This is a genomic window from Mycobacterium sp. (assembly GCF_019247615.1).
Taxonomy (GTDB): domain Bacteria; phylum Actinomycetota; class Actinomycetes; order Mycobacteriales; family Mycobacteriaceae; genus Mycobacterium.
This window is the reverse complement of the sequence record NZ_JAFBAT010000079.1, coordinates 1-20556: the sequence shown is the minus strand read 5'-3', so window position 1 is coordinate 20556 and position 20556 is coordinate 1. Positions and strand designations below refer to the sequence as shown.

Here is a 20556-nt window from a genome sequence, read left to right as displayed (position 1 = left end):
TAGCGGCCGGGGCGTGAAGGCGCGCCGGCGCATGCCGGCGCGAGTGCCTCGTCCTCCTGCGTGGGCCGCCCGGATGTTCCCGGACCTTCAACCGATAGCTCGGTGACCGACGGTCTTCGGTGGATCGGCAACCACCATAGCGCGGCCAGCGGCGATCAGCCAAAACTCGCGAGTCTGGCCGCTCCGATGAGGCCGGCCTCGCCTCCGAGCTCAGCCGGCACCACACGCAGGCCGGCCAGAAAATTCAGCCCCGCGAATTCGGGCAGCGCCGCCCGCAGTGGGTCGAAGAGCAGTGAGCCGGACCCGGCGACGCCGCCGCCTATGACGACGAGGTCCAGGTCGCACACCGCAGCGACCGAGGCGATCATGGCGGCGAGCGCGGTGGCACCCCTGCGAAAGGCCCGGGCGGCCACCGGATTCCCCGCCGTCGCCGCGGCGGCGAGGTCGTTCGCGCCCGCTGCGGACGGCGCGGACCAGCCGTTGGCCCGCGCCCAGCGCACCAGCGACGGGCCCGACGCGACGGTTTCGACGCAGCCCCGGCCACCGCAGGCGCAGGGTCGGCCGTCCGGTTCGACCACCACGTGCCCGACGTGACCGGCATTGCCGGAGCGGCCGGTGTAGGGAACGCCGTCGAACACCAGGCCGCCACCCACGCCGGTGGACACCACCATGCCGAGCAGGTACCGCGCCTTGCGGCCGGCGCCGCGCCAGTGCTCGCCGAGCGCCATGCACACCCCGTCGCCGCCGAGCCGCACGGGCACCCCCGGCGCCCCGGGAATCATGGCCGCGACCCTTTCTCGTAGCGGGAAGCCGCGCCAGGATCCGATGTTGACGGGGCTGACGGTGCCGCTGTGCAGGTCGATGGGACCGGCCGAGGCGATCCCGACCGCGGCGACGGGGCCATTCAGGCCGTCGGCTGCGTGCAAAGCGTCGGCGACGATGGCGGCGACGGCGGCCCAGACCTCCTCGGACGAGCCGCCAGCAGGGGTAGGCCGGCGGACGGTGTGAACCAGCGCGCCATCCGGGTCGATCAGGCCCGCCGCGATTTTGGTGCCGCCGATGTCCAGACTGAGGGTGAGCATGGCGATCAGTGCCGGTGGGTGTTGTCGGGTTGGCGCGGATCGCCCGGATGCTCGTACCCGGGAGCGAGGCGGACCAGCTCCGCCCGGCGCCCGTCCAGCCAGATGCGGAAGGCGCGCCGCCGCGCGGCGCCGCGCAGATGCTCGACGATCGCCGAACGCACCTCCGGCAGCGGCGGGCCTGCCGGCGCGGCGGTGCGCCAGCCGTGACGGCCGGGGTGCGGCGGGGCGAACCGGAGCGGGTTGCGGGCGTGGTAGTCGGCGACGTCGTCGTCGCTGACCGTTACCCCGGCGGTGACGTCGGCGAACAGCACCCGCGCGCGGGGATCCGCCAGCGCGGCCGCGGCCACGCTGCCCAGCTCGAGTCGCGCGGTCACGTCGGGCAGCAGCTCGGCCTCGGTGGGCGCCTGCGCTCCCGTCAGCCCGCGTGCGGCCGCCTCGGCGGCGACCACTCGCTCGGTCACGATCAGTTGTGTGAGCCAGCGCCGCAGTTGACGGCCCTCGCTCGTGCCGGGGGCAGGCAGCGCGGCCGCGCGCGCGCCGCGGCGCAGCCGCGCCTCCGCCGCGTCGACGTCGGCGACCGGCACCGGGGCGCCGCCCACGGTGGCCGCCAGGTGGGAACTCATGTCACCGTCACCTTCACCGCCGGCGAGTAGAGCAGCCGCCCCGCGCAGCCCACCCGCACCAGGGCCCACCACTCCCCGGGCTCTTGCCACACGGGTGGGCAGACGTCGAAACGGAGTTCGACGGTGCCGCCGGCCGGCAGCTCGGCGCCGAGCGCCGCGGGGCCGATCCACTCCCAGGTGCCCCAGGGGCTGATCACGTGGGCCTCCAAGGCCAGGCCGGCGCGAGCATGGCTGCCCACCGTGACCGTCAGCCGGGCCGCCTCCCCGGGGCCCAGCTCGACGTCGGCGAGCCCGGGCTGGCTGTCGGCGAGGTAGACCAGCTCGGTCTCGTGGGGCACGCCGACCTCGACCACACAGACGTCCTCGACCACCTGCCGCCAGGCCGCCGGGACATCGTCGCCCCTGATGCGGAGTTGGGCGCGGAGCGGGTAGAGCCCGGGCTGAGTATCGATCGGGATCGTGACGACCACGTCGGCCTCCCGGTGATCGCCGCAGCGCAGCGTGAACGGCAGATCGGCGGGCGCTGCCGCCCAGCCGCGGGGACACACAAGCGTCACGGTGCCGTCCAGCGGCGCATCGGTGCAGTCGCTGGCGGCGGTCAGACGCAACGTCAGGTTGCTGCCCGGGGTGACCGTCACCCGTTGGGGGTGTAGGTGCGCGACGGCCGGCAGTCCCCCGAGCGGCGCAGGCCCCCGGTTGTGCAGCCAATAACGCGCGTAGAGCGGCTGCGCGGCTTCGCCGTTCGGGGCCAGCTCAGCGAAACCGCTTGTCATACTCGGCATTTCGATCTGAGCCAGCACCGTCGCCACCTGGTAGCCGTGCAGCTCGACCGAACTCGTGCGCTGGTGCGGCTTTTCGAGCAGGTCGGCGAGTTGCAGGCTGTTTATCGCACCCAGTTCCGAGCCAATGGCGACGCGGGTGCCCGATCCGGTCGTCTCGACCAACCGCATGGCCACCGCGCTCGGCTCGACCGGGCGGGCGCGGCCCGCCGCCAGTGGGTTGCCGGCCGCCTTGAGGGCCGCCAGGTGGACGGATTCGGCGGGCTCGACACGAAGTAGCGACCCGACCGGCGACAGTTCGCCGCGTCGCTGCGCCGGCCGGACGGCCAGCAGCGGGTGGGCGAACTGCGCGCTGCGGCAGGGGATCTCGGCCTGTCGCCAGTCGCCGTCGTCGCCGATCAGCGCGTAGTCGAATACGTGTGTCCAGTGCTGAAGTTGGAAGTTGGAGCCGTCGGGCGCGGTCCGGCGCGGATCGTCGATCCAGGTGCCGGACGGCCAGCCCGTGCAGGAGCGCATCAGTGCGGTGTGCAGAGTGCCCTCGGCATCGACGGCAAAGCTCGGCACCCCACGGTTGACTAACGCGACGGTGCGGTCTTCAAAGGGGGCTTCGAAGGGGTCGAGTCCCGACGGAGGCGCTTGCCTGACTGCGATCTCGGCGTCCGCCAGATCGTCGACCAGCGACGCGATGGCGGCCGCCAGGGTGGCATCGTCTGGGCCGTCGATCACCAGCACCGGCAGCGCGCGCGCGGCGCGGACGTCGGCACCGGGGACCCAGGCCGCCGCCAGCGGGGTCGCCGCGGGTACCCAGACCCTGGCCTCGCCCGAAGTGGCCAGCTGGCGCTCGAGCTCGGCGGCGTAGGCCGGATCCGCCTGGGCCAGCAGGCTTTTGGAGAAGGCGTTGCGAGTGGGGCCGCCAAGCGCGATCCGCAGGTCGGGCAGATTCGAGTCCACGTCCAGATTCCCGTATCGCGGCTTGTCCGCACCGCTACAGGTGGCCGTGACGCCGGCACGCACCAGCGCGACCATCAGGTCGCGCGCCAGCGGTGCCGACACCGCCTCGGCCGGCGACACCACCTCGGCCACCGATACCGCCCGCACGCCCTCGCCCGAGGGGCCGCCGACGCGGACACGCACCGCCGAGGAGAGGCCGAACCAGCCGTAGGCCGGGTTGTCCAGCGTCCACAGATGCCGCGCGGTGTCCACCGCTTCTGGCCCGTCGTGCAGCAACGCGAAGCCGCGCCCGATCACGGCGTCCCCCACCTCACTGACCGGCATGGCGCCCGGCACCGGGCAGGGCCAGCGCAGACGCACCAACCGGTCGGCGCCAGTGAACTCGTCGATGGCGGTGCGGCCGTCCACCCGGGGCACGCCGCGCCACAGGGTCAGGGTTTGGGTGTAACGCAGCAGCCCGCCGATGCGGCCCCGGACCACGAGCCGCTGACCGAGCGGGCCGTGGTATGCGCGCACCTGCGCTGGCGACTCCGATGAACACACCACCGGGCCCTTGGTCAGCAGGTGCCACGGGCCTTCCCCCTGCCGAGGATGCGCCGGGTATTCCTCGTAGACGGCAAGCTCATTGCCCACCCGGCCCTCGCCGATCAGCTCGCGTCCGCCCCGCAGCAACGACACGACCGCGCCGCCGCGGGCGGGGTCCACCTCGAGCCGGTAGTGCTCGTTGAGGATCTGAAACCCGGGCACCGGTTCCCAGCCGGTCGGCTTGTGGGCCGGCTTGTCGGTCGGCCTGAGCCGGTAGGCCCGCCAGCCCAGCGACGGCACGTCCCGCGCCAGCCAGGTGATCGAGCGGCCGTCGTGCTCGACCTGTGCCGGCAACTCGCCGCCGTCGGCGTCGACGACCCGCACCCCCCGGCCGGCCGGCGGGTCGAGCCGGGCGGTGACGATATCGCTGCGCGGCTGTGCCAGCGGGTTCCACACGACGACGTCGCCCGCGTGCTCATCCAGGGCACTCGACAGCGCCTGCAGTGAGTTGTCGCGCGCCGCGCGGCCCAGCTCCCACGCGTCGCGCCAGCCGGTCAGCAGGTCGAGGTAGACCTGGTCCGACTCCGAGCCGGTGATGCCGTCGTGGTGGGCGCCGTAAGCCAGCTGAACCCAGGCCTTGGCCAGCGCCGCCTGCGGGTATTGGGCGCCGGTCAGCAGACCGGCGAACACGGCGAAGCGCTCCGCCTCCAACACGGCGTTTTCGGCGGCCCGGTTGGCCTGCTTGGTGTCGATGTACGACACGTCCTTGCCGGTGTAGATCGGGTTCATGTCGCGGGTCTGCGGCGACGGGGCGCAACCGCGCCGGGCCACTTCGGCGCGCACCGCCGCAAAAAACTCCCGCGGGAGCGCGCACACAAATCGCGGCCAGGTGTACCGCGCGGCCCAGTCGCGGTGGATCTCGGTGACCCACTTGTTCGGCGGGGTGTAGTCGGTGCCGACAGGCAGCAACACGTTGCGCGTCAACGCGACCTTCTTGAGCCGAGCGAACAGCGCCCAGGTGGCGGCCTCCGCCTCGGCCAGCGAGACCGATTCGTCCATGCCCCAGCCCGCCCCGTAATGCGCCGGCATGTAGTGAGTGAGCAGGCCGCGTCCCGACGGCGCGATCCACTCGAACTCGCTGCAGAACTGCATGCGGTCCACGTCACCGCCTTGCATGGGGCCCCACTGGTGGTGCGGTCCCCGCGCCCACGAACTCGAGGTCAACCCGGCATCGGCGGCCATCCCCGGGAATTGCGGGTCATGGCCGAAGACGTCCAGCTGCCAGGCGGTGGCCGGGTCGGCGCCCAGTACGTGACGCTGAAAACCCGTGCCGTGCACCAGGTTTCGGATGGTCGTCTCCGGGCTCGTGAGGTTGGTGTTGGGTTCGTTGTAGGTGCCGCCCATCACCTCGACGCGGCCCTCGGCGATGAAACGGCGCAAGTCGGCGCGGTCCTCGGGCCGGGCGTCCCAGTACGGCTTCAGGTAATCCACTTCGGCCAGCACGAACTTGTACTCGGGCTCGCGACGCGCCATTTCCAGATGCGCGTGGACCAGTGCGAAGCCGTTTGCCTGCCGCCCCGGCGGGTCCTCGGTCCACTCGCTCGTGTATGCGCCCTGCGTGTTCCACCAGACGGGGTCGTAGTGAAAGTGACTGACCATGAACATCGTCCAGCCGGGCTCTGCGATGCAGAATTCGAAGGTGAACTCGAAACCAGTGCCGTGCGCCCGCGCGCCGCGCCGTTGCCCGACCACCGGACGCGAGACAGCGACCGGGACCTCGACCACCTCTTGGCCCGCGGTGGCGACGACCTCCCCGCTCAGGCCATCGCCGTCGACGCGGATGGGCGTCGGCGCCTCGCACCCGGAGACCGTGACGCGCGCCAGCTGCAGCGGCGCTTCGGGGGGCCCGACGAACAGCTCGGTCGACTCCGCCGAAAGCACTTGCATTCCCGCACTTTACGGCGGCGCGCCGGCCCGGCGTAGCCGGCCGGCGACCGCCTGGCCGACCAGCTCGACTGGCACTGGGAGCACAGCTCCGCCCCCGCCTGGACGGCCTGTCCGAGGACGAGTACTTCTGGCAACTGGTGCCCGACTGCATGGCCAAACCATCACCACACAGGAGGATTGAGAAATGCCCGCGCTTGCCCCGCCCGTGACCGACGAACGCAGCGCCCTGCGTGAGTACCTCGCCTACCACCAAAGCGCCTATTTCGCCGTCTCTCACGGCCTCACCGACGAGCAGGCCCGCTCCGGCCCCTCGGCGAGCGCGCTGTCGGTCGGCGGGCTGATCAAGCACGTCACCGCCATGCAGCGCACCTGGATGGCGCGCGTCGCGGCCGCGCCGGACGCGCCCCCGACAGACCCGCGCCCGTTCGAGGAGATCGCCAAGGAGTACGGCGACCAGCACGTGATGCGCGAGGACGAGACGCTCGACGGGCTGCTGCGCGCATTCGACGCCCAGAACGCCGAATCGCTGCGCCTGGCCGAAACCGCCGACCTGGACGCTGCGGTGCCGGTCCCGCAGGACATCCCCTGGTTCCCCAAGAACCAGAAGGCGTGGTCGGTGCGCTGGGTGATCCTGCACGTGATCAACGAGCTGGCCCGCCACGCCGGGCACGCCGACATCGTCCGGGAAACGATCGACGGTGCAACCATGTTTGAGTTGATCGCCGCGCGCGAGGGCTGGGCGATCGACGGATGGGTGCAGCCCTGGACAAAACGCTAGCCGCAGGCCCGGTGAGCGCGCTCACAGGAATTGGGACTTGACAGTGCGGGTTTGGCAGACTGCTGGGATGAGTTCTACCAAGCACCGCGAGGTGGCCAAACTCGATCGGGTGCCGCTGCCGGTCGAAGCGGCGCGGGTGGCAGTCACTGGTTGGCAGGTCACGCGCGCCGCCGCCCGCGTGGTCACCAAGCTGCCCGCCAAGGGGCCGTGGCAGCAGAAGGTGATCAAGCAGCTTCCTCAGACCTTCGCCGATCTGGGCCCGACCTACGTGAAGTTCGGACAGATCATCGCGTCCAGCCCGGGTGCTTTCGGCGAGTCGCTGTCGCGCGAATTCCGCGGATTGCTCGACCGGGTGCCCCCCGCCGACACCAAGGAAGTCCACGAGCTCTTCGCCGAAGAACTCGGCCGCCAGCCATCCGAGCTGTTCGCCGCGTTCGAGGAGGAGCCGTTCGCGTCCGCGTCGATCGCTCAGGTGCACTACGCGACCCTGCACAGCGGCGAGGAAGTCGTGGTCAAGATCCAGCGTCCGGGCATCCGCCGCCGCGTCGCCGCCGACCTGCAGATTCTCAAGCGCTTTGCCCAGGCCGTCGAACTGGCCAAGCTGGGCCGCCGGCTGTCGGCGCAAGACGTCGTCGCCGACTTCGCCGACAACCTGGCCGAAGAGCTGGACTTCCGGCTCGAGGCACAGTCGATGGAGGCCTGGGTGTCGCACCTGCACGCGTCACCGCTGGGCAAGAACATCCGCGTGCCGCATGTGCACTGGGAATTCACCACCGAACGCGTGCTGACCATGGAGCGAGTCCACGGCATGCGCATCGACGATGCCGCCGCGATCCGAAAGGCCGGGTTCGACGGCGTGGAGTTGGTGAAGGCGCTGCTGTTCAGCGTGTTCGAGGGCGGTTTGCGACACGGGTTGTTCCACGGCGACCTGCACGCGGGCAACCTCTACGTCGACGACCAGGGCCGCATCGTGTTCTTCGACTTCGGCATCATGGGCCGCATCGATCCGCGCACCCGGTGGCTGCTGCGCGAGCTGGTATACGCCCTGCTGGTGAAGAAGGACCATGCGTCGGCCGGCAAGATCGTCGTCCTGATGGGCGCCGTCGGCACCGTCAAGCCGGAAGCCCAGGCCGCCAAGGATCTGGAAAAGTTCGCCAGCCCGCTGACCATGCAGACGCTGGGCGACATGTCCTACGCCGACATCGGCCGCCAGCTTTCGGCCCTTGCCGACGCCTACGACGTCAAGTTGCCGCGGGAGCTGGTGCTGATCGGCAAGCAGTTCCTCTACGTCGAGCGGTACATGAAGCTGCTGGCGCCGAAGTGGCAGATGATGTCCGACCCGCAGCTGACCGGTTATTTCGCGAACTTCATGGTCGAGGTCAGCCGCGAGCACCAGACCGACGTGGAGGTGTAGGGCCACTCCGATGGACATCCGCACCGGTAACGCCATTTCGGGTGACGTCAAGCTGTACTACGAGGACATGGGTTCCGTGGATGACCCGCCCGTGCTGCTGATCATGGGGCTGGGTGCACAGCTGCTGCTGTGGCGGACCGCATTCTGCGAGAAGCTGGTCGGCCGGGGCCTGCGGGTCATCCGGTACGACCATCGCGACGTCGGTCTGTCCACCAAGGTCGAAGCCTCCGAATCGGGCCGGCCGATGGTGGTCCGGTTGTTCCGGTTCTGGCTGGGTTTGCGCGGGAAGGCCACGTACACGCTGGAAGATATGACCGACGACGCGGCCGCTGTGCTGGACCACCTGGGCATCGAGCGCGCTCACATCGTCGGCGCATCGATGGGCGGGATGATCGCCCAGATCTTCGCGGCCCGATACGCCGAGCGGACGAAGTCGCTCGCGGTCATTTTTTCGAGCAACAATCGACCCTGCCTGCCGCCGCCGGCACCGCGCGCCCTGCTGTCGCTTATCAGCGGACCGCCGCCGGGCTCAACCCGCGAGGCGGTCGTCGACAACGTGGTTCGAGTCAGCAAGATCACCGGCAGCCCGCGTTACCGCAAGAGCGAGGAGCAGATCCGCGCCGACGCCGCGGAGAGCTACGACCGCTGTTTCTACCCGCCGGGCGTTGCCCGGCATTTCAGCGCGGTCATGGCCAGCGGCAGCCTCCTCCCCTACAACCGCCGGACCGTCGCACCGACCGTGGTGATACATGGTCGAGCCGACAAGCTGGCCCGACCCTTCGGCGGTCGCGCGGTCGCGCGCGCCATCGCGGGGGCTCGGTTAGTGTTATTCGACGGCATGGGCCACGACCTGCCCCAGCAACTTTGGGATCGGCTGATAGGTGTTCTGACAAGCACCTTCGCCGAAGCGAGCTGAGCGAAAATCACTCGAGGAAAATGGTTCCCTGCCGACTCAGTCGCAGTCGCCCGGGTTTACGGTTGTCGAAGGAGGTGGGTCAACCGATGGCCGAGCTGAAGCCGTATTACGAAGAGTCGCAGGCAACCTACGACATTTCAGACGACTTCTTCGCGCTGTTCCTCGACCCCAACATGGTGTATACCTGCGCCTATTTCGAAAAGGACGACATGACCTTGGCCGAGGCCCAGGTCGCGAAGCTGGACTTGGGGCTGGGCAAGCTGAATCTCGAGCCGGGAATGACCGTCCTCGACGTCGGGTGCGGCTGGGGCGGGGCCGTGGTCCGCGCCCTCGAGAAATACGACGTGAATGTCATCGGTATCACGCTGAGCCGCAACCACTACGCGCACACCAAAGCGCGCCTGGACGCCATCCCGACCACGCGGCGGGCGGAAGCCCGGTTGCAGGGCTGGGAGGAGTTCGACGAGCCAGTCGACCGGATCATCAGCTTCGAGGCCTTCGACGCCTTCAAAAAGGACCGCTGGCCCGCGTTCTGGGATTGGGCCTACAAGACCCTTCCCGACAACAGCCGGATGATGATGCACAGCATATTCACTTATCCGCAGTCGACGTGGAAAGAACGCGGCGTCCAGATCACAATGTCGGATCTGCGTTTTTTCCACTTCCTGGGTAAGGAAATCTTTCCCGGTGGGCAGATGTGCGGCGAATCCGATATCGTCGACTACTCGCAAGCCAGCGGTTTCTCGATCGAGCAGATTCAATATCTGCAGCCGCACTACGCGCGGACCCTGGACATCTGGGCTGCCAATCTCCAGGCGAATCGCGAGCGGGCCATCGCCATCCAGTCCGAAGAGGTCTACAACCGTTTCATGCGCTATCTGACAGGCTGCGCGGACCTGTTTCGCAAGGGCATCTCCAACGTCGCGCAGTACACCCTGACGAAGTGAGGTTGAGTTCATGCCCAAGGACCTGACGCCCCACTTCGACGACGTGCAGGCGCATTACGACCTGTCGGACGATTTTTTCCGGCTGTTTCTCGACCCCACCCAGACCTACAGTTGCGCCTACTTCGAGCGCGATGACATGACGCTGGAAGAGGCTCAGCTCGCCAAGATCGACTTGGCACTGGGCAAGCTCGGGCTGCGTCCGGGAATGACGCTGCTCGACGTCGGATGCGGCTGGGGCGCGACCATGCGCCGGGCCATCGAGACCTATGACGTGAACGTCATCGGGTTGACGTTGTCGAAGAACCAGGCCGCCCACGTGCAGAAGATGTTCGACGCGATGGACAGCACGCGGGACAAGCGGGTGTTGCTGGCCGGTTGGGAACAGTTCGACGAATCCGTCGACCGCATCGTGTCCATCGGCGCGTTCGAGCACTTCGGGCACGAACGCTACGACGACTTCTTCGAACTGGCTTACGGCCTGCTGCCGGAGGACGGGGTGATGCTGCTGCACACCATCACCGGCCTGACGGGGACGCAGTGCGCCGAGCGGGGCATCCCGCTGACATTCGAGATGGCCCGCTTCATCAAGTTCATCGTCACCGAGATCTTCCCGGGCGGCCGGCTGCCCTCGATCGAGATGGTGGGAGAACGCTCGGCGAAGGCGGGATTCACGCTGACGCGCCGCCAGTCCCTGCAACCGCACTACGCCAGGACGCTCGACCTGTGGGCCCAGGCGCTGGAGGCGCACCGTGACGAGGCCATCGCCATCCAGTCCGAAGAGGTCTATGAGCGCTACATGAAGTACCTGACCGGCTGCGCCAACGCGTTCCGGATCGGCTACATCGACGTTAACCAGTTCACACTCAACAAGTAACGACCAGGCATTTTCCGGCGAACACCCGTCCGGTCGCCGGGTCGCCTGTGGCTTGGTTCGGTATTGTCTCCACCGGAAATCACCCGGGAGAACACGACTGGTATGTCTGACCTATCTACTGACCCGCACCGAGCACCGACACCCGTCGGCAACGGGCAGGCGCACCACGACTTCGTCATCGTCGGCGCCGGCTTCAGCGGCATCGGCGCGGCGATCCAGCTCAATCGCCTCGGCTATGACGACATCGTCATCCTCGACCGCGAGGACCATCTCGGGGGAACCTGGCACGTCAACCGGTATCCCGGCCTTGCCGTCGACATCGCGTCCACCACCTACTCGTACTGGTTCGAGCCCAACCCGTACTGGTCGCGACTGTTTGCGCCCGGCCCCGAAGTGAGGCGGTACGCCGAGCACGTCGCCGACAAGTACGACGTGCGCCGCTACATGCGGTTCAACACCGTCGTCGAAGGTGCACGTTGGGACGACGACGCGCACGTGTGGCGCGTCGAGCTGGCGGGCGGCGAATCGCTGACGGCACGCTTCCTGATCACCGCCACCGGCTTCCTGTCCCAGCCGCGCAACCCGGACATACCCGGAATCGAGAGTTTCGCGGGCAAGGTCGTCCACACCACGGCCTGGGACGACGAATACGACTTCGGTGGGCGCCGCGCGGCGATCATCGGAACGGGCGCGACCGCGGTCCAGCTGATCCCGGTCCTGGCCGACCGGGTCGCGGACCTGACCGTGTACCAACGCACGGCAATCCACGTGGTTCCCAAGATCGACTTCGCCATTCCGGGCTGGCTGCAGCGGACGTTCGCCCGGGTGCCGCAGTTACAGCGGCTCATGCGGCATGTGACCGACTTCTTCTTCGAAGTGATGGTCGTGACGGGGCTGCTGCATTTCCGCACCTTCCGGCCGCTGAACACTGCCGCCGCGAACCTGTCCAAGATCAGCCGCTTCGTGTCGATACGCGACAAAGAGCTGCGTCGCAAGCTGACACCCGACTACGACTTCGGCTGTAAACGCCCGACGTGGTCCAACAGCTACTACCGCGCGTTCACCAAACCGAACGTGCATCTGGAGACCACCAGAATCGAGCGGATCGAGCCCGACGGGATCGTCACCGCCGACGGGCGCAAGACCGTCATCGACACGCTGGTGCTCGCCACCGGCTTCGATCTGTGGGAGGCCAATTTCCCGGCGATCGAGGTGATCGGCCGGCAGGGCCGAAGCCTGGGTAAGTGGTGGCGGGAAAACAGGTTCCAGGCCTATCAGGGCATGTCCATCCCGTACTTCCCGAACTACCTGAGCCTGGCCAGTCCATACGGATTCTGCGGCCTATCGGTCTTCAACAACGTCGAATACCAGATGCGCCACATGGACCGGCTCTTCGGTGAGTTGCAGCGCACGGGCGCAACCGAGTTCGAGGTGACCGAGGACGCGAACGCGCGCTTCCTGGACCGGATGACCGAGCTGCTCGACGACACGGTGTTCTACGCCGGCAACTGCGCCACGTCGCGCTCGTACTACTTCAACGACAGCGGCGAAGCGAGTTTGTTGCGGCCCACACCGACCGAGAACGCGGTGGAGGAGGCATCCACTTTTCCGCTGAGCGACTACCAGATTCGCTGACCCGGATCCCAGACATTCCCGGCCAGCGACCATAGTTCACGCTGATGAACTGAACTTCTGTATCGTTGCGCTTCAGACATCTCTACGACGCGTGCGCGCGTGTTCCAGCGGCAAATTTCATCGGGAGAGCAAAACGAGCATGGCAAAGCAAACCGGCCTGACGACGACGCGGACGCGCTTCGAGAACATCCAGACGCACTACGACGTCTCCGACGACTTTTTTGCCCTTTTCCAGGACCCGACGCGCACCTACAGCTGTGCGTACTTCGAGCGGGACGACATGACGCTGGAAGAGGCCCAGCTCGCGAAGATCGACCTCAACCTCGACAGGCTCGACCTCAGGCCGGGCATGACCCTGCTGGACATCGGCTGCGGCTGGGGAACCACCATGAAGCGCGCCGTCGAGAAGTACGACGTCAACGTCGTCGGCCTGACGCTGTCCAACAACCAGTACGCCCGCTCCGAGCAGGTGCTGGCGGACCTTGACACGAACCGTTCCCGTGAGGTTCGGCTGCACGGGTGGGAGGAATTCAACGATCCGGTCGACCGCATCGTGTCGATTGAGGCCTTCGAGCACTTCGGCCACGAGAACTACGACGACTTCTTCAAGCGGTGTTTCGACATCATGCCCGACGACGGCCGGATGACCGTCCAGAGCAGCGTCAGCTACCACCCCTACGACATGGCCGCACGGGGGAAGAGGATCACTTTCGAAACGGTGCGGTTCATCAAGTTCATCATCACTGAGATTTTCCCGGGCGGCCGGCTGCCCTCCAACGAGATGATGGTCGAGCACGGCGAAAAAGCGGGTTTCGTTGTGCCCGAACCCCTTTCGCTGCGTCCCCATTATGTCAAGACGCTGCACATCTGGGGCGATGCGCTGGAGTCGAACCGGGAGAAGGCCATCGAGGTCACCTCTGAAGAGGTGTACAACCGCTACATGAAGTATCTGCGCGGCTGCGAGCACTACTTCAGCGACGAGATGCTCGACTGCAGCCTGGTGACCTACCTCAAGCCGGGTGCTGCCGCGTAAGCCCTGTCGGATTGTGGGCGCACCATTCGTCGAGTAGGTAGAGAGTGAAGCACAGGGTTTCGCTCACTACCGGAGGTGACGACAAATGCAGTACTTCGCCTTATTGATCAGCCGGGAACGAGAGCTCACTCCCGACGAGGGAGCGGCCGAGATGGCGGCTTACGAGGCCTTCCACGAAAAGGCGGCCTCGGTGATCCGCGGGGCCATCCGCGGCGGTGACGCCCTGTTGCCCGCGGCGACCGGGGTGCGCATCACCGGCGGCCCGGACGCACCGGTTATCACCGACGGCCCCTTCGCCGAAGGCGCCGAGGTGGCGGGCGGCTATTACGTTTTCGAAGCGGAGAACTTGGACGACGCGCTGGCGTTGGCCCGCGACATCCCGGCCGCCAAGCACGGCGCCGTAGAGGTGTGGCCGATGGTCCACTCGCTGGAGACGTCTCGCAAGCTCACCGGCAACGACTGGCTCGCGCTGCTGCTGGAACCACCCGCGTCCAACCACGCACCGGGCACACCGGAGTGGGAGGCGGTGGCGGCCCGGCATGGGGATTTCGGAGCCGCCGCGGGCGATCACATCATCGGCGGTGCGGCATTGCACGACCGATCCACGGCGACCACCGTGCAGGTGCGCGACGGCGAGACCCTCATCACCGACGGTCCATACGCGGAAGGCGCGGAAGTGGCCAGCGGCTTCTACCTGCTCGGCGCCGCCGATCGCGACGAGGCCGTGAAGCTCGCCGCGATGATCCCCGCCTCGGCCGTGCAGTTGCGGCAGCTGATGGGCGTCTCCGGCCTCTAGATGCGCGGATGACCAACCTGGACGGCGTCTTCCGTCGGGAATGGGGACCCGCCGTCGCCGCAATCGCGCGATGGTCCGGCGACCTCACCGTCGCGGAGGACGCCGTCCAGGAGGCCTGCACCGAGGCGCTGCGCACCTGGCATCGCGACGGTGTGCCTGACAACCCCGGCGGGTGGCTGATGACCGTCGCGCGCAACCGCGCCCTGGACCGGCTGCGCCGCGAATCGGCGCGTCCCGGAAAGGAATTGGCGGCCGTAATGGACGACATCCGGGCGCGCACTGATCACACCGAACCCCATCCGGTGCGCGACGACGAGCTGCGGATGATGTTCACCTGTGCACACCCGGCGCTGGACCGGCAGTCACAACTGGCGCTCACACTGCGACTGGTGTCCGGCCTGACGGTCAACGAGATCGCGCGGGCACTGCTGCAAACCGAGGCGGCTATCGGCCAACGAATCACGCGCGCCAAGAACAAGGTTCGGCACGCCAACATCCCGCTGCGAGTGCCCCCCGCCGAGTTGCTGCCCGAGCGCACACCGCACGTGCTCAGCTGCATCTACTCGGTGTTCACGGAGGGCTATTGGTCGACGGCGGGCCCGTCGGCGATCCGCGACGAACTGTGCGACGAAGGCGTCCGGCTCACGGGCGAGCTGTGCGCGCTGATGTCCGAGGAGCCGGAGGCACACGCCCTGGCCGCGCTGGTCCTGTTGCACGACTCGCGGCGAGCAACCCGCGTCGACGACGCCGGCATGCTGGTGCCGCTGGAAGACCAGGACCGGCGCCGCTGGGACCGCGGCCGCATCTCCCGCGGGCTGGACCGGTTGCGTCGGGCGCAGGGGTCCACGGGTCCTTATCTGATGCAAGCGGTGATCGCCGCGCTGCACGCGACCGCGCCGTCCTGGGACCGGACGGACTGGTCCGCCATCTGCGCGGCATACGACCGGCTGCTGCGGATGACCGATTCCCCGGTCGTGCGGGGCAACCGCGCGCTGGCAATCGGTTTCCGAGACGGCCCGGACGCCGGCCTGGCCGCCCTGGACGAGGTGGCTCACGATCCCCGGCTGGGACGTTCCAATCTTGTCCCCACCGTGCGCGCCGATCTGCTGCGGCGCGCCGGGCGGCCCGCCGAGGCCGTCGTGTGGTACCGAAAGGCGTTGGAGGGCAACGGCTCCGAGCCGAGCCGGGCGTTCCTGCGCCGGCGCATCACCGAGTGCTCGACTTGATCGGCCGAACACCGACTTGTTGGGGTTCCGCACTCGCGAAACCGCGCAACATGTCGAGGTTCGGCCCAAAAATTACGCCTCGGCGAAGTGGCGAGTTACGGACGGGTCCACCGGAATGCCGGGGCCGGTGGTCGTCGACACGGTGATCTTCTTCAGGTAGCGGCCCTTCGACGCCGACGGCTTGAGCCGCAGCACCTCGTCGATCGCCGCGCCGTAGTTCTCCGCCAGGCTCTTCTCGTCGAAGGACGCCTTGCCGATGATGAAGTGGAGGTTGGCCTGCTTGTCCACGCGGAAGTTGATCTTGCCGCCCTTGATGTCGGCCACGGCCTTGGCGACATCGGGGGTGACAGTGCCGGTTTTGGGGTTCGGCATCAGGCCGCGCGGACCCAGGATGCGCGCGATGCGCCCGACCTTGGCCATCTGGTCGGGCGTCGCGATCGCCGCGTCGAAGTCCAGGAAACCCCCCTGGATCTTCTCGATCAGGTCGTCGCTGCCCACGATGTCGGCACCGGCGGCCTGCGCCTGCTCGGCCTTTTCACCCACGGCGAACACTGCGACGCGGGCAGTCTTCCCGGTGCCGTGCGGAAGGTTGACGGTGCCCCGCACCATCTGGTCGGCCTTTCGCGGGTCGACGCCGAGCCGGATCGCCACCTCGACGGTCGCGTCCTGCTTCGCCGACGCCGTTTCCTTGGCCAGCCTGGCGGCCTCCAGGGGGGTGTATAGGTTGTTGCGGTCCACCTTCTCGGCGGCGGCCCGGTACGCCTTGCTGTTCTTGCTCATTGACTCATCCAATCTCGTGGTTGGTTGTGGTTGCGACGGGCCGAAGCTGGCCCTCCCACGGTGTTCGATTACTCGACGGTGATGCCCATCGACCGGGCGGTCCCGGCGATGATCTTTGCGGCCGCGTCGACGTCATTGGCGTTGAGGTCGGACTTCTTGGTCTCGGCGATCTCGCGCACCTGGTCCCAGGTGACCTTGGCGACCTTCGTCTTGTGCGGTTCGGCCGAGCCCTTGCCCACCCCCGCCGCCTTGAGCAGGAGCTTGGCCGCGGGCGGCGTCTTGAGCTGGAACGTGAAGCTGCGGTCCTCGTAGACGGTGATCTCCACCGGGATGACGTTGCCGCGCTGGTTCTCCGTGGCAGCGTTGTACGCCTTGCAGAACTCCATGATGTTGACGCCGTGCTGGCCGAGCGCGGGCCCCACCGGCGGCGCGGGGTTGGCCTGTCCGGCGACGATCTGCAGCTTGATCAGCCCGGCGACTTTCTTCTTCGGGGCCATGAGATGTGGTTTTCCTTCCTACAGTGGTCGATTGCCGGGCTAGATCTTCGAGACTTGACCGAACGTCAACTCGACCGGCGTCTCCCGGCCGAAGATCGATACCAGCACCTTGAGCTTCTGCTGTTCGGCGTTGACCTCGCTGATGGTGGCCGGCAGCGTGGCGAACGGTCCATCCATGACCGTCACCGATTCGCCGACCTCGTAGTCGACCTCGACGACCGGGCGTTCCAGGCCACCCACATCGGCGGCGGCCGCGGTGCTGGCCGCACCCTTGACGGCCTTCTTCGCGGCCCCCCGCGGGAGCAGGAACTTCACCACGTCGTCGAGCGTCAGGGCCGACGGCCGCGACGTCGCGCCGACGAACCCGGTGACGCCGGGGGTGTTGCGCACGGCGGCCCACGAGTCGTCGGTCAGATCCATCCGCACCAGGATGTAGCCGGGCAACACCTTGCGGTTGACCTGCTTGCGCTGCCCGTTCTTAATCTCGGTGACCTCCTCGGTGGGCACCTCCACCTGGAAGATGTAGTCGCCGACGTCGAGGTTCTGCACGCGGGTCTCGAGGTTGGCCTTCACCTTGTTCTCGTATCCCGCGTAGGAGTGGATGACGTACCACTTGCCGGGCTTGCTGCGCAGCTCCGCCTTGAGCGCGGCGGCCGGGTCGGCCTCTTCGGCCGGCTGAGCCTCAGCGGGAATCTCTGACGTCTCACTGGCCTGAGTGCTCTCGGCGGTCTCCTGCAGGTCGACCGCTTCACCCGCGGACGTGTCACCGTCGAAGGTAGTCACGGTTGTCGTAGTCCTCTCTATCTGTCGCTCAGCCGAACACCAGCAGCACGAGCTTGGTCAGCCCTAAATCCGCGAGGCCGACCAGCGCCACCATGAAGGCGAGAAACACCAGCACCACCGAGGTGTAGGTGAGCATCTGCTTGCGGTTCGGCCAGATGACCTTCCGCATTTCCGCGACGACCTGCTTGAGGTAGTTGTAGACGAACAGGAACGGGTTGGTCGGACGGTCGACCGGCTTCCTTGGCTTCTTGGCCGCCTTGGTCTTGGCGCGCTTCTTCGCCTTCTCCTCTTTAGAGACCTCGACCTCTTCCGTCGCCGCTACGTCGGCGTTCTCCCCAGCAGCGGCCGCTCGCTGCCGGGACCGCTTGCCGCTCGGCCGTTGCGGCCGCGCCGCGGGTTCGGTCACCACGGCGGTCCGGCCAGCGCCTGAGCCGCCCTCGTCACTGTCGCCGCCGTCGCGTGCGGCGCCGTTGGCAGCACCCATGTCGGGGCCCTCGTCGCTCACCGCATGCTCCTTTGTTTGCCAATGTCCGCGAGCCGTCCGATCGCGGTGGTCACCATATCCAGTGTCCACCATGCCACGGGTAAGCCTTCAGCAGGGGCGACAGGACTTGAACCTGCAACCTGCGGTTTTGGAGACCGCTGCTCTGCCAGTTGAGCTACGCCCCTTCGCGGTTGGCAGCCCAACCTGCGCTTACCTGTCGGGGCTCACATGACGCACGCGACCCCGATCGGCGATCGCGAACCGACGGACAGCGTGCTGGTGTTGGGAAAACCCCGAGGTACGAGTGTACATCGAGGTGGGAGCCACCTACTAATTACGCCGTTCGCACGACCTGTCCGGATTCGTTGTCCCATCTCAGGTTGGCGGACCCATCGCCGTACTGGCTCATCAACGTGGTGTAGGAGTCCATGATCACCTCACCCTGATCATTGGTGCAGATGTTCTTGGTGACCACGATGTCGGCGCCGAAACGCTCGTCCACCGACACGATGTCCATGCGGGCCCATAGTCTCTCGCCGGCCTTGATCGGCTTGTGAAACACGAACCGCTGGTCGACCTGGACGATCACAAGGGTTTCCATGCCGATGTCGACATGCCGGAAGAAATCCAGCTGGACCAGCTTGGCGAAAATGGTCGCAAACGTCAGTGGTGCCAGGATGGCGTCGTGGCCGAGTTCGGCGGCCGCATCTTCGTGGAAGTAGGCCGGGTGGTCATTCTTGACGGATCGTGCGAACTGTCGGAGTTGTTCACGGCCCACAACGAAGCTGTCCGGATACCGCCAGATCATCCCGCGAATATCGGTCTTGAGCGCCATGAGCTACGCCAGTTTCGCGGACGCGATCGCCCTACCAAAGATCTTCTTGCCACCGGTGGTCGCGGTGAGTGCGATGGTGACCGACTTGTTCGACGGATCTACGGACTTCACCCGGCCGCTGAAGACCAGCTCGGCGCCCTTGCCGTCGTTGGGTACGGGGACCACGGCGGTGAACCGCACGTTGTACTCGGTGACCGCGCCCGGGTCGCCGATCCACGAGGTGACGTAGCCTCCGCCGATGCCCATGGTCAGCATGCCGTGGGCGATCGCGGTGTCCAGGCCGACCACCTTGGCAATCTCGTCGTCCCAGTGGATCGGGTTCAAGTCACCGGAAACCCCGGCGTAGTTCACCAGGTCCTGGCGGGTCAGCGGGTAGGTCCGCTCCGGAAGTTGGTCACCGACCTTGACCGAATCGAACTCACGTAGTGGCATCGCTAAACCCCTTTTCTCCATCCTCGCCGGCGCGTCCCGCCAAGGTCGTGTAAGTCTCCTGTACGACGTCACCGGCTTCGTTGGTGATGATGTTCTTGGTGACAATGATCTGAGTTCCGTGCGCTTCACGCACCGAATCCACGTACACGTCACAGTAGAGCTTGTCGCCGGCCACGATCGGCTTCTCGAACTTCAGTACTTGGTCCACTTGGACGATCTGCTGGTCGGTCACCGCGATACCCGCGTGCTGAAAGAATGAGGACTGGGCCTTATAGCCGAACACACAGATGAACGTCAATGGCGCCGGTAAACCCTGGTAGCCGAGTTCGGCCGCCGACTTCTCCTCGAAGAACAGCGCGTCGTCGTTTTGCACGGCGACGGCGTACTCGCGGATCTTCTCGCGCTCAACCTCGTAATGTTCGGGATAGCGGTAGTGCATCCCGACGATGTTTGTGGACAACTCCACGGCTTTAGAACCTAACTAGTCGACTCATTACGTGCGCGAGACTGGCTACCGCGTTTCGCGGTGCGCCTGGTGCTTCCCGCAGTTCGGGCAGAACTTCTTGAGCTCCAGCCGGTCGGGGTCGTTGCGACGGTTCTTCTTGGTGATGTAGTTACGGTGCTTGCACACCTCGCACGCCAAGGTGATCTTCGGCCGCACGTCGGTACTGGAAGCCATGGAATTCTCTCTCGAATCGGAAGTTTGCGTCTGTTCAGTTGTAGCGATGGCCGGACTCGAACCGGCGACCTAACGATTATGAGTCGTTCGCTCTAACCGACTGAGCTACATCGCCTCCGGGTCACCCCGTTTAGGGCTCGGGACCGCCGCCGTGCTCGGCGTCCGCCGAGCCCCCTAACGGAATCGAACCGTTGACCTTTTCCTTACCATGGAAACGCTCTACCGACTGAGCTAAGGGGGCCGTTCGCCCAAGCGACCAGTCGCCCCGGCCTAAAAGAGGGTACAGCCTGGCGCGCAACGTCACCAAACCACCAACGCGGCGGCGAGTCAGCGGGCCGGGACGTGTACGAGTGCGCCGGACGATTACCCGCTGTCGCGATTACGGCGAGGTTCCCAGGCGCTGAGGTCGCTGAACTCGTCGTACTCTTCTTGATCGTCTCCGCCGTCGTCGCCCAGCAGGCTACGCAAGACGAGGTGGATGGCTTCGCGCGTGTCAGCCAGCTTGTAGCGACGTATCGCTTCCTGGACCAGCTCGTCGTC

At 66.9% G+C, this 20556-nt stretch carries 21 protein-coding genes, 3 tRNA genes and 1 pseudogene; 10 read left to right on the top strand and 15 right to left on the bottom strand.

The annotated features are described in order from the left end of the window. Nucleotides 1-155: 155 nt before the first annotated feature. From JO059_RS05570 to JO059_RS05560, 3 genes are read right to left on the bottom strand one after another with little or no spacing between them, the layout of a single operon-like run. A complete protein-coding gene (locus JO059_RS05570) occupies nucleotides 156-1082 on the bottom strand; it encodes an ROK family protein (protein ID WP_293315108.1) in 927 nt (308 codons plus the stop codon). Between the two features lie 5 nt (nucleotides 1083-1087). Continuing rightward, nucleotides 1088-1705, bottom strand: a complete 618-nt coding sequence (locus tag JO059_RS05565) for a malonyl CoA-ACP transacylase (RefSeq protein WP_293315107.1) — start codon at nucleotides 1703-1705, stop codon at nucleotides 1088-1090. Further along, nucleotides 1702-5907: an NEW3 domain-containing protein gene (locus tag JO059_RS05560; protein ID WP_293315106.1), complete on the bottom strand. Its 4206-nt coding sequence runs from the start codon at nucleotides 5905-5907 to the stop codon at nucleotides 1702-1704. Before JO059_RS05560 ends, JO059_RS05565 begins: the two co-directional genes overlap by 4 nt. 51 nt (nucleotides 5908-5958) lie before the next feature. Between JO059_RS05560 and JO059_RS05555 the strand changes: the two are divergent. From JO059_RS05555 to JO059_RS05510, 10 genes and pseudogenes are all read left to right on the top strand, one after another. Next, nucleotides 5959-6056 (top strand): annotated as a pseudogene (locus tag JO059_RS05555) (DinB family protein); the annotation flags it as partial. Between the two features lie 56 nt (nucleotides 6057-6112). Then, entirely contained in the window at nucleotides 6113-6685 is a 573-nt protein-coding gene (locus JO059_RS05550; RefSeq protein WP_293315115.1) for a DinB family protein, read from the top strand. A 67-nt stretch (nucleotides 6686-6752) separates the two neighbouring features. Next, a complete protein-coding gene (locus JO059_RS05545) occupies nucleotides 6753-8099 on the top strand; it encodes an AarF/ABC1/UbiB kinase family protein (RefSeq protein WP_293315105.1) in 1347 nt (448 codons plus the stop codon). 10 nt (nucleotides 8100-8109) lie between these two features. Then, on the top strand, nucleotides 8110-9015 hold the full coding sequence (locus JO059_RS05540) for an alpha/beta hydrolase (protein ID WP_293315104.1): 906 nt from the start codon (nucleotides 8110-8112) through the stop codon (nucleotides 9013-9015). A gap of 86 nt (nucleotides 9016-9101) precedes the next feature. After that, nucleotides 9102-9962 (top strand): cyclopropane mycolic acid synthase family methyltransferase, encoded by an 861-nt coding sequence (locus JO059_RS05535; RefSeq protein WP_293315103.1) that lies wholly within the window; start codon nucleotides 9102-9104, stop codon nucleotides 9960-9962. Nucleotides 9963-9972: 10 nt separating this feature from the next. Further along, nucleotides 9973-10836 carry a cyclopropane mycolic acid synthase MmaA2 gene (mmaA2, locus tag JO059_RS05530; protein ID WP_293315102.1) on the top strand — a complete coding sequence of 288 codons (864 nt, stop codon included), beginning with the start codon at nucleotides 9973-9975 and terminating at the stop codon, nucleotides 10834-10836. 102 nt (nucleotides 10837-10938) lie between these two features. Then, a complete protein-coding gene (locus JO059_RS05525; RefSeq protein ID WP_293315101.1) occupies nucleotides 10939-12471 on the top strand; it encodes an NAD(P)/FAD-dependent oxidoreductase in 1533 nt (510 codons plus the stop codon). Nucleotides 12472-12610: 139 nt separating this feature from the next. Further along, nucleotides 12611-13504, top strand: a complete 894-nt coding sequence (mmaA4, locus tag JO059_RS05520) for a hydroxymycolate synthase MmaA4 (RefSeq protein ID WP_293315100.1) — start codon at nucleotides 12611-12613, stop codon at nucleotides 13502-13504. 85 nt (nucleotides 13505-13589) lie between these two features. Beyond that, nucleotides 13590-14300 (top strand): YciI family protein, encoded by a 711-nt coding sequence (locus JO059_RS05515; RefSeq protein ID WP_293315099.1) that lies wholly within the window; start codon nucleotides 13590-13592, stop codon nucleotides 14298-14300. A gap of 8 nt (nucleotides 14301-14308) precedes the next feature. Continuing rightward, nucleotides 14309-15526: a sigma-70 family RNA polymerase sigma factor gene (locus JO059_RS05510; protein ID WP_293315098.1), complete on the top strand. Its 1218-nt coding sequence runs from the start codon at nucleotides 14309-14311 to the stop codon at nucleotides 15524-15526. 72 nt (nucleotides 15527-15598) lie between these two features. Here JO059_RS05510 and rplA read toward each other — a convergent pair whose 3' ends face one another. The 12 genes from rplA to JO059_RS05450 form a co-directional block, all read right to left on the bottom strand. Continuing rightward, entirely contained in the window at nucleotides 15599-16306 is a 708-nt protein-coding gene (gene rplA / locus JO059_RS05505; RefSeq protein WP_293315097.1) for a 50S ribosomal protein L1, read from the bottom strand. Nucleotides 16307-16374: 68 nt separating this feature from the next. After that, nucleotides 16375-16803 (bottom strand): 50S ribosomal protein L11, encoded by a 429-nt coding sequence (rplK, locus tag JO059_RS05500; RefSeq protein ID WP_293315096.1) that lies wholly within the window; start codon nucleotides 16801-16803, stop codon nucleotides 16375-16377. Nucleotides 16804-16842: 39 nt separating this feature from the next. After that, entirely contained in the window at nucleotides 16843-17586 is a 744-nt protein-coding gene (gene nusG, locus JO059_RS05495) for a transcription termination/antitermination protein NusG (protein WP_293315095.1), read from the bottom strand. Nucleotides 17587-17614: 28 nt separating this feature from the next. Then, nucleotides 17615-18091 (bottom strand): preprotein translocase subunit SecE, encoded by a 477-nt coding sequence (gene secE / locus JO059_RS05490; protein WP_293315094.1) that lies wholly within the window; start codon nucleotides 18089-18091, stop codon nucleotides 17615-17617. Between the two features lie 91 nt (nucleotides 18092-18182). Continuing rightward, nucleotides 18183-18255, bottom strand: a tRNA-Trp gene (locus tag JO059_RS05485). A 149-nt stretch (nucleotides 18256-18404) separates the two neighbouring features. Further along, nucleotides 18405-18905, bottom strand: a complete 501-nt coding sequence (gene hadC / locus JO059_RS05480) for a (3R)-hydroxyacyl-ACP dehydratase subunit HadC (protein WP_293315093.1) — start codon at nucleotides 18903-18905, stop codon at nucleotides 18405-18407. A 3-nt stretch (nucleotides 18906-18908) separates the two neighbouring features. Next, a complete protein-coding gene (gene hadB, locus JO059_RS05475) occupies nucleotides 18909-19337 on the bottom strand; it encodes a (3R)-hydroxyacyl-ACP dehydratase subunit HadB (protein ID WP_293315092.1) in 429 nt (142 codons plus the stop codon). Then, complete coding sequence (gene hadA / locus JO059_RS05470; RefSeq protein WP_293315091.1) at nucleotides 19324-19803, bottom strand: (3R)-hydroxyacyl-ACP dehydratase subunit HadA; 480 nt, start codon at nucleotides 19801-19803, stop codon at nucleotides 19324-19326. The genes hadB and hadA overlap by 14 nt, the downstream gene beginning before the upstream one ends. Nucleotides 19804-19848: 45 nt before the next feature. Next, nucleotides 19849-20016, bottom strand: a complete 168-nt coding sequence (gene rpmG, locus JO059_RS05465) for a 50S ribosomal protein L33 (RefSeq protein ID WP_003898538.1) — start codon at nucleotides 20014-20016, stop codon at nucleotides 19849-19851. A gap of 41 nt (nucleotides 20017-20057) precedes the next feature. Next, nucleotides 20058-20131, bottom strand: a tRNA-Met gene (locus JO059_RS05460). Between the two features lie 53 nt (nucleotides 20132-20184). Next, nucleotides 20185-20257: transfer RNA gene (locus JO059_RS05455), tRNA-Thr, on the bottom strand. 122 nt (nucleotides 20258-20379) lie between these two features. Further along, the coding region (locus tag JO059_RS05450; protein WP_293315114.1) for a type II toxin-antitoxin system VapB family antitoxin at nucleotides 20380-20556 on the bottom strand (177 nt) is incomplete at its 5' end.

What these genes read in the sequence shown, in the direction of transcription:
- mmaA2 (WP_293315102.1), top strand. Translation starts at nt 9,973, where the DNA reads ATGCCCAAGGACCTGACGCCCCACTTCGACGACGTGCAGGCGCATTAC.
- JO059_RS05510 (WP_293315098.1), top strand. Translation starts at nt 14,309, where the DNA reads ATGACCAACCTGGACGGCGTCTTCCGTCGGGAATGGGGACCCGCCGTC.
- rplK (WP_293315096.1), bottom strand. Translation starts at nt 16,803, where the DNA reads ATGGCCCCGAAGAAGAAAGTCGCCGGGCTGATCAAGCTGCAGATCGTC.
- JO059_RS05570 (WP_293315108.1), bottom strand. Translation starts at nt 1,082, where the DNA reads ATGCTCACCCTCAGTCTGGACATCGGCGGCACCAAAATCGCGGCGGGC.
- mmaA4 (WP_293315100.1), top strand. Translation starts at nt 12,611, where the DNA reads ATGGCAAAGCAAACCGGCCTGACGACGACGCGGACGCGCTTCGAGAAC.
- JO059_RS05565 (WP_293315107.1), bottom strand. Translation starts at nt 1,705, where the DNA reads ATGAGTTCCCACCTGGCGGCCACCGTGGGCGGCGCCCCGGTGCCGGTC.
- JO059_RS05545 (WP_293315105.1), top strand. Translation starts at nt 6,753, where the DNA reads ATGAGTTCTACCAAGCACCGCGAGGTGGCCAAACTCGATCGGGTGCCG.
- hadB (WP_293315092.1), bottom strand. Translation starts at nt 19,337, where the DNA reads ATGCCACTACGTGAGTTCGATTCGGTCAAGGTCGGTGACCAACTTCCG.
- JO059_RS05515 (WP_293315099.1), top strand. Translation starts at nt 13,590, where the DNA reads ATGCAGTACTTCGCCTTATTGATCAGCCGGGAACGAGAGCTCACTCCC.
- JO059_RS05560 (WP_293315106.1), bottom strand. Translation starts at nt 5,907, where the DNA reads ATGCAAGTGCTTTCGGCGGAGTCGACCGAGCTGTTCGTCGGGCCCCCC.
- rplA (WP_293315097.1), bottom strand. Translation starts at nt 16,306, where the DNA reads ATGAGCAAGAACAGCAAGGCGTACCGGGCCGCCGCCGAGAAGGTGGAC.
- JO059_RS05540 (WP_293315104.1), top strand. Translation starts at nt 8,110, where the DNA reads ATGGACATCCGCACCGGTAACGCCATTTCGGGTGACGTCAAGCTGTAC.
- hadC (WP_293315093.1), bottom strand. Translation starts at nt 18,905, where the DNA reads ATGGCGCTCAAGACCGATATTCGCGGGATGATCTGGCGGTATCCGGAC.
- JO059_RS05535 (WP_293315103.1), top strand. Translation starts at nt 9,102, where the DNA reads ATGGCCGAGCTGAAGCCGTATTACGAAGAGTCGCAGGCAACCTACGAC.
- JO059_RS05525 (WP_293315101.1), top strand. Translation starts at nt 10,939, where the DNA reads ATGTCTGACCTATCTACTGACCCGCACCGAGCACCGACACCCGTCGGC.
- rpmG (WP_003898538.1), bottom strand. Translation starts at nt 20,016, where the DNA reads ATGGCTTCCAGTACCGACGTGCGGCCGAAGATCACCTTGGCGTGCGAG.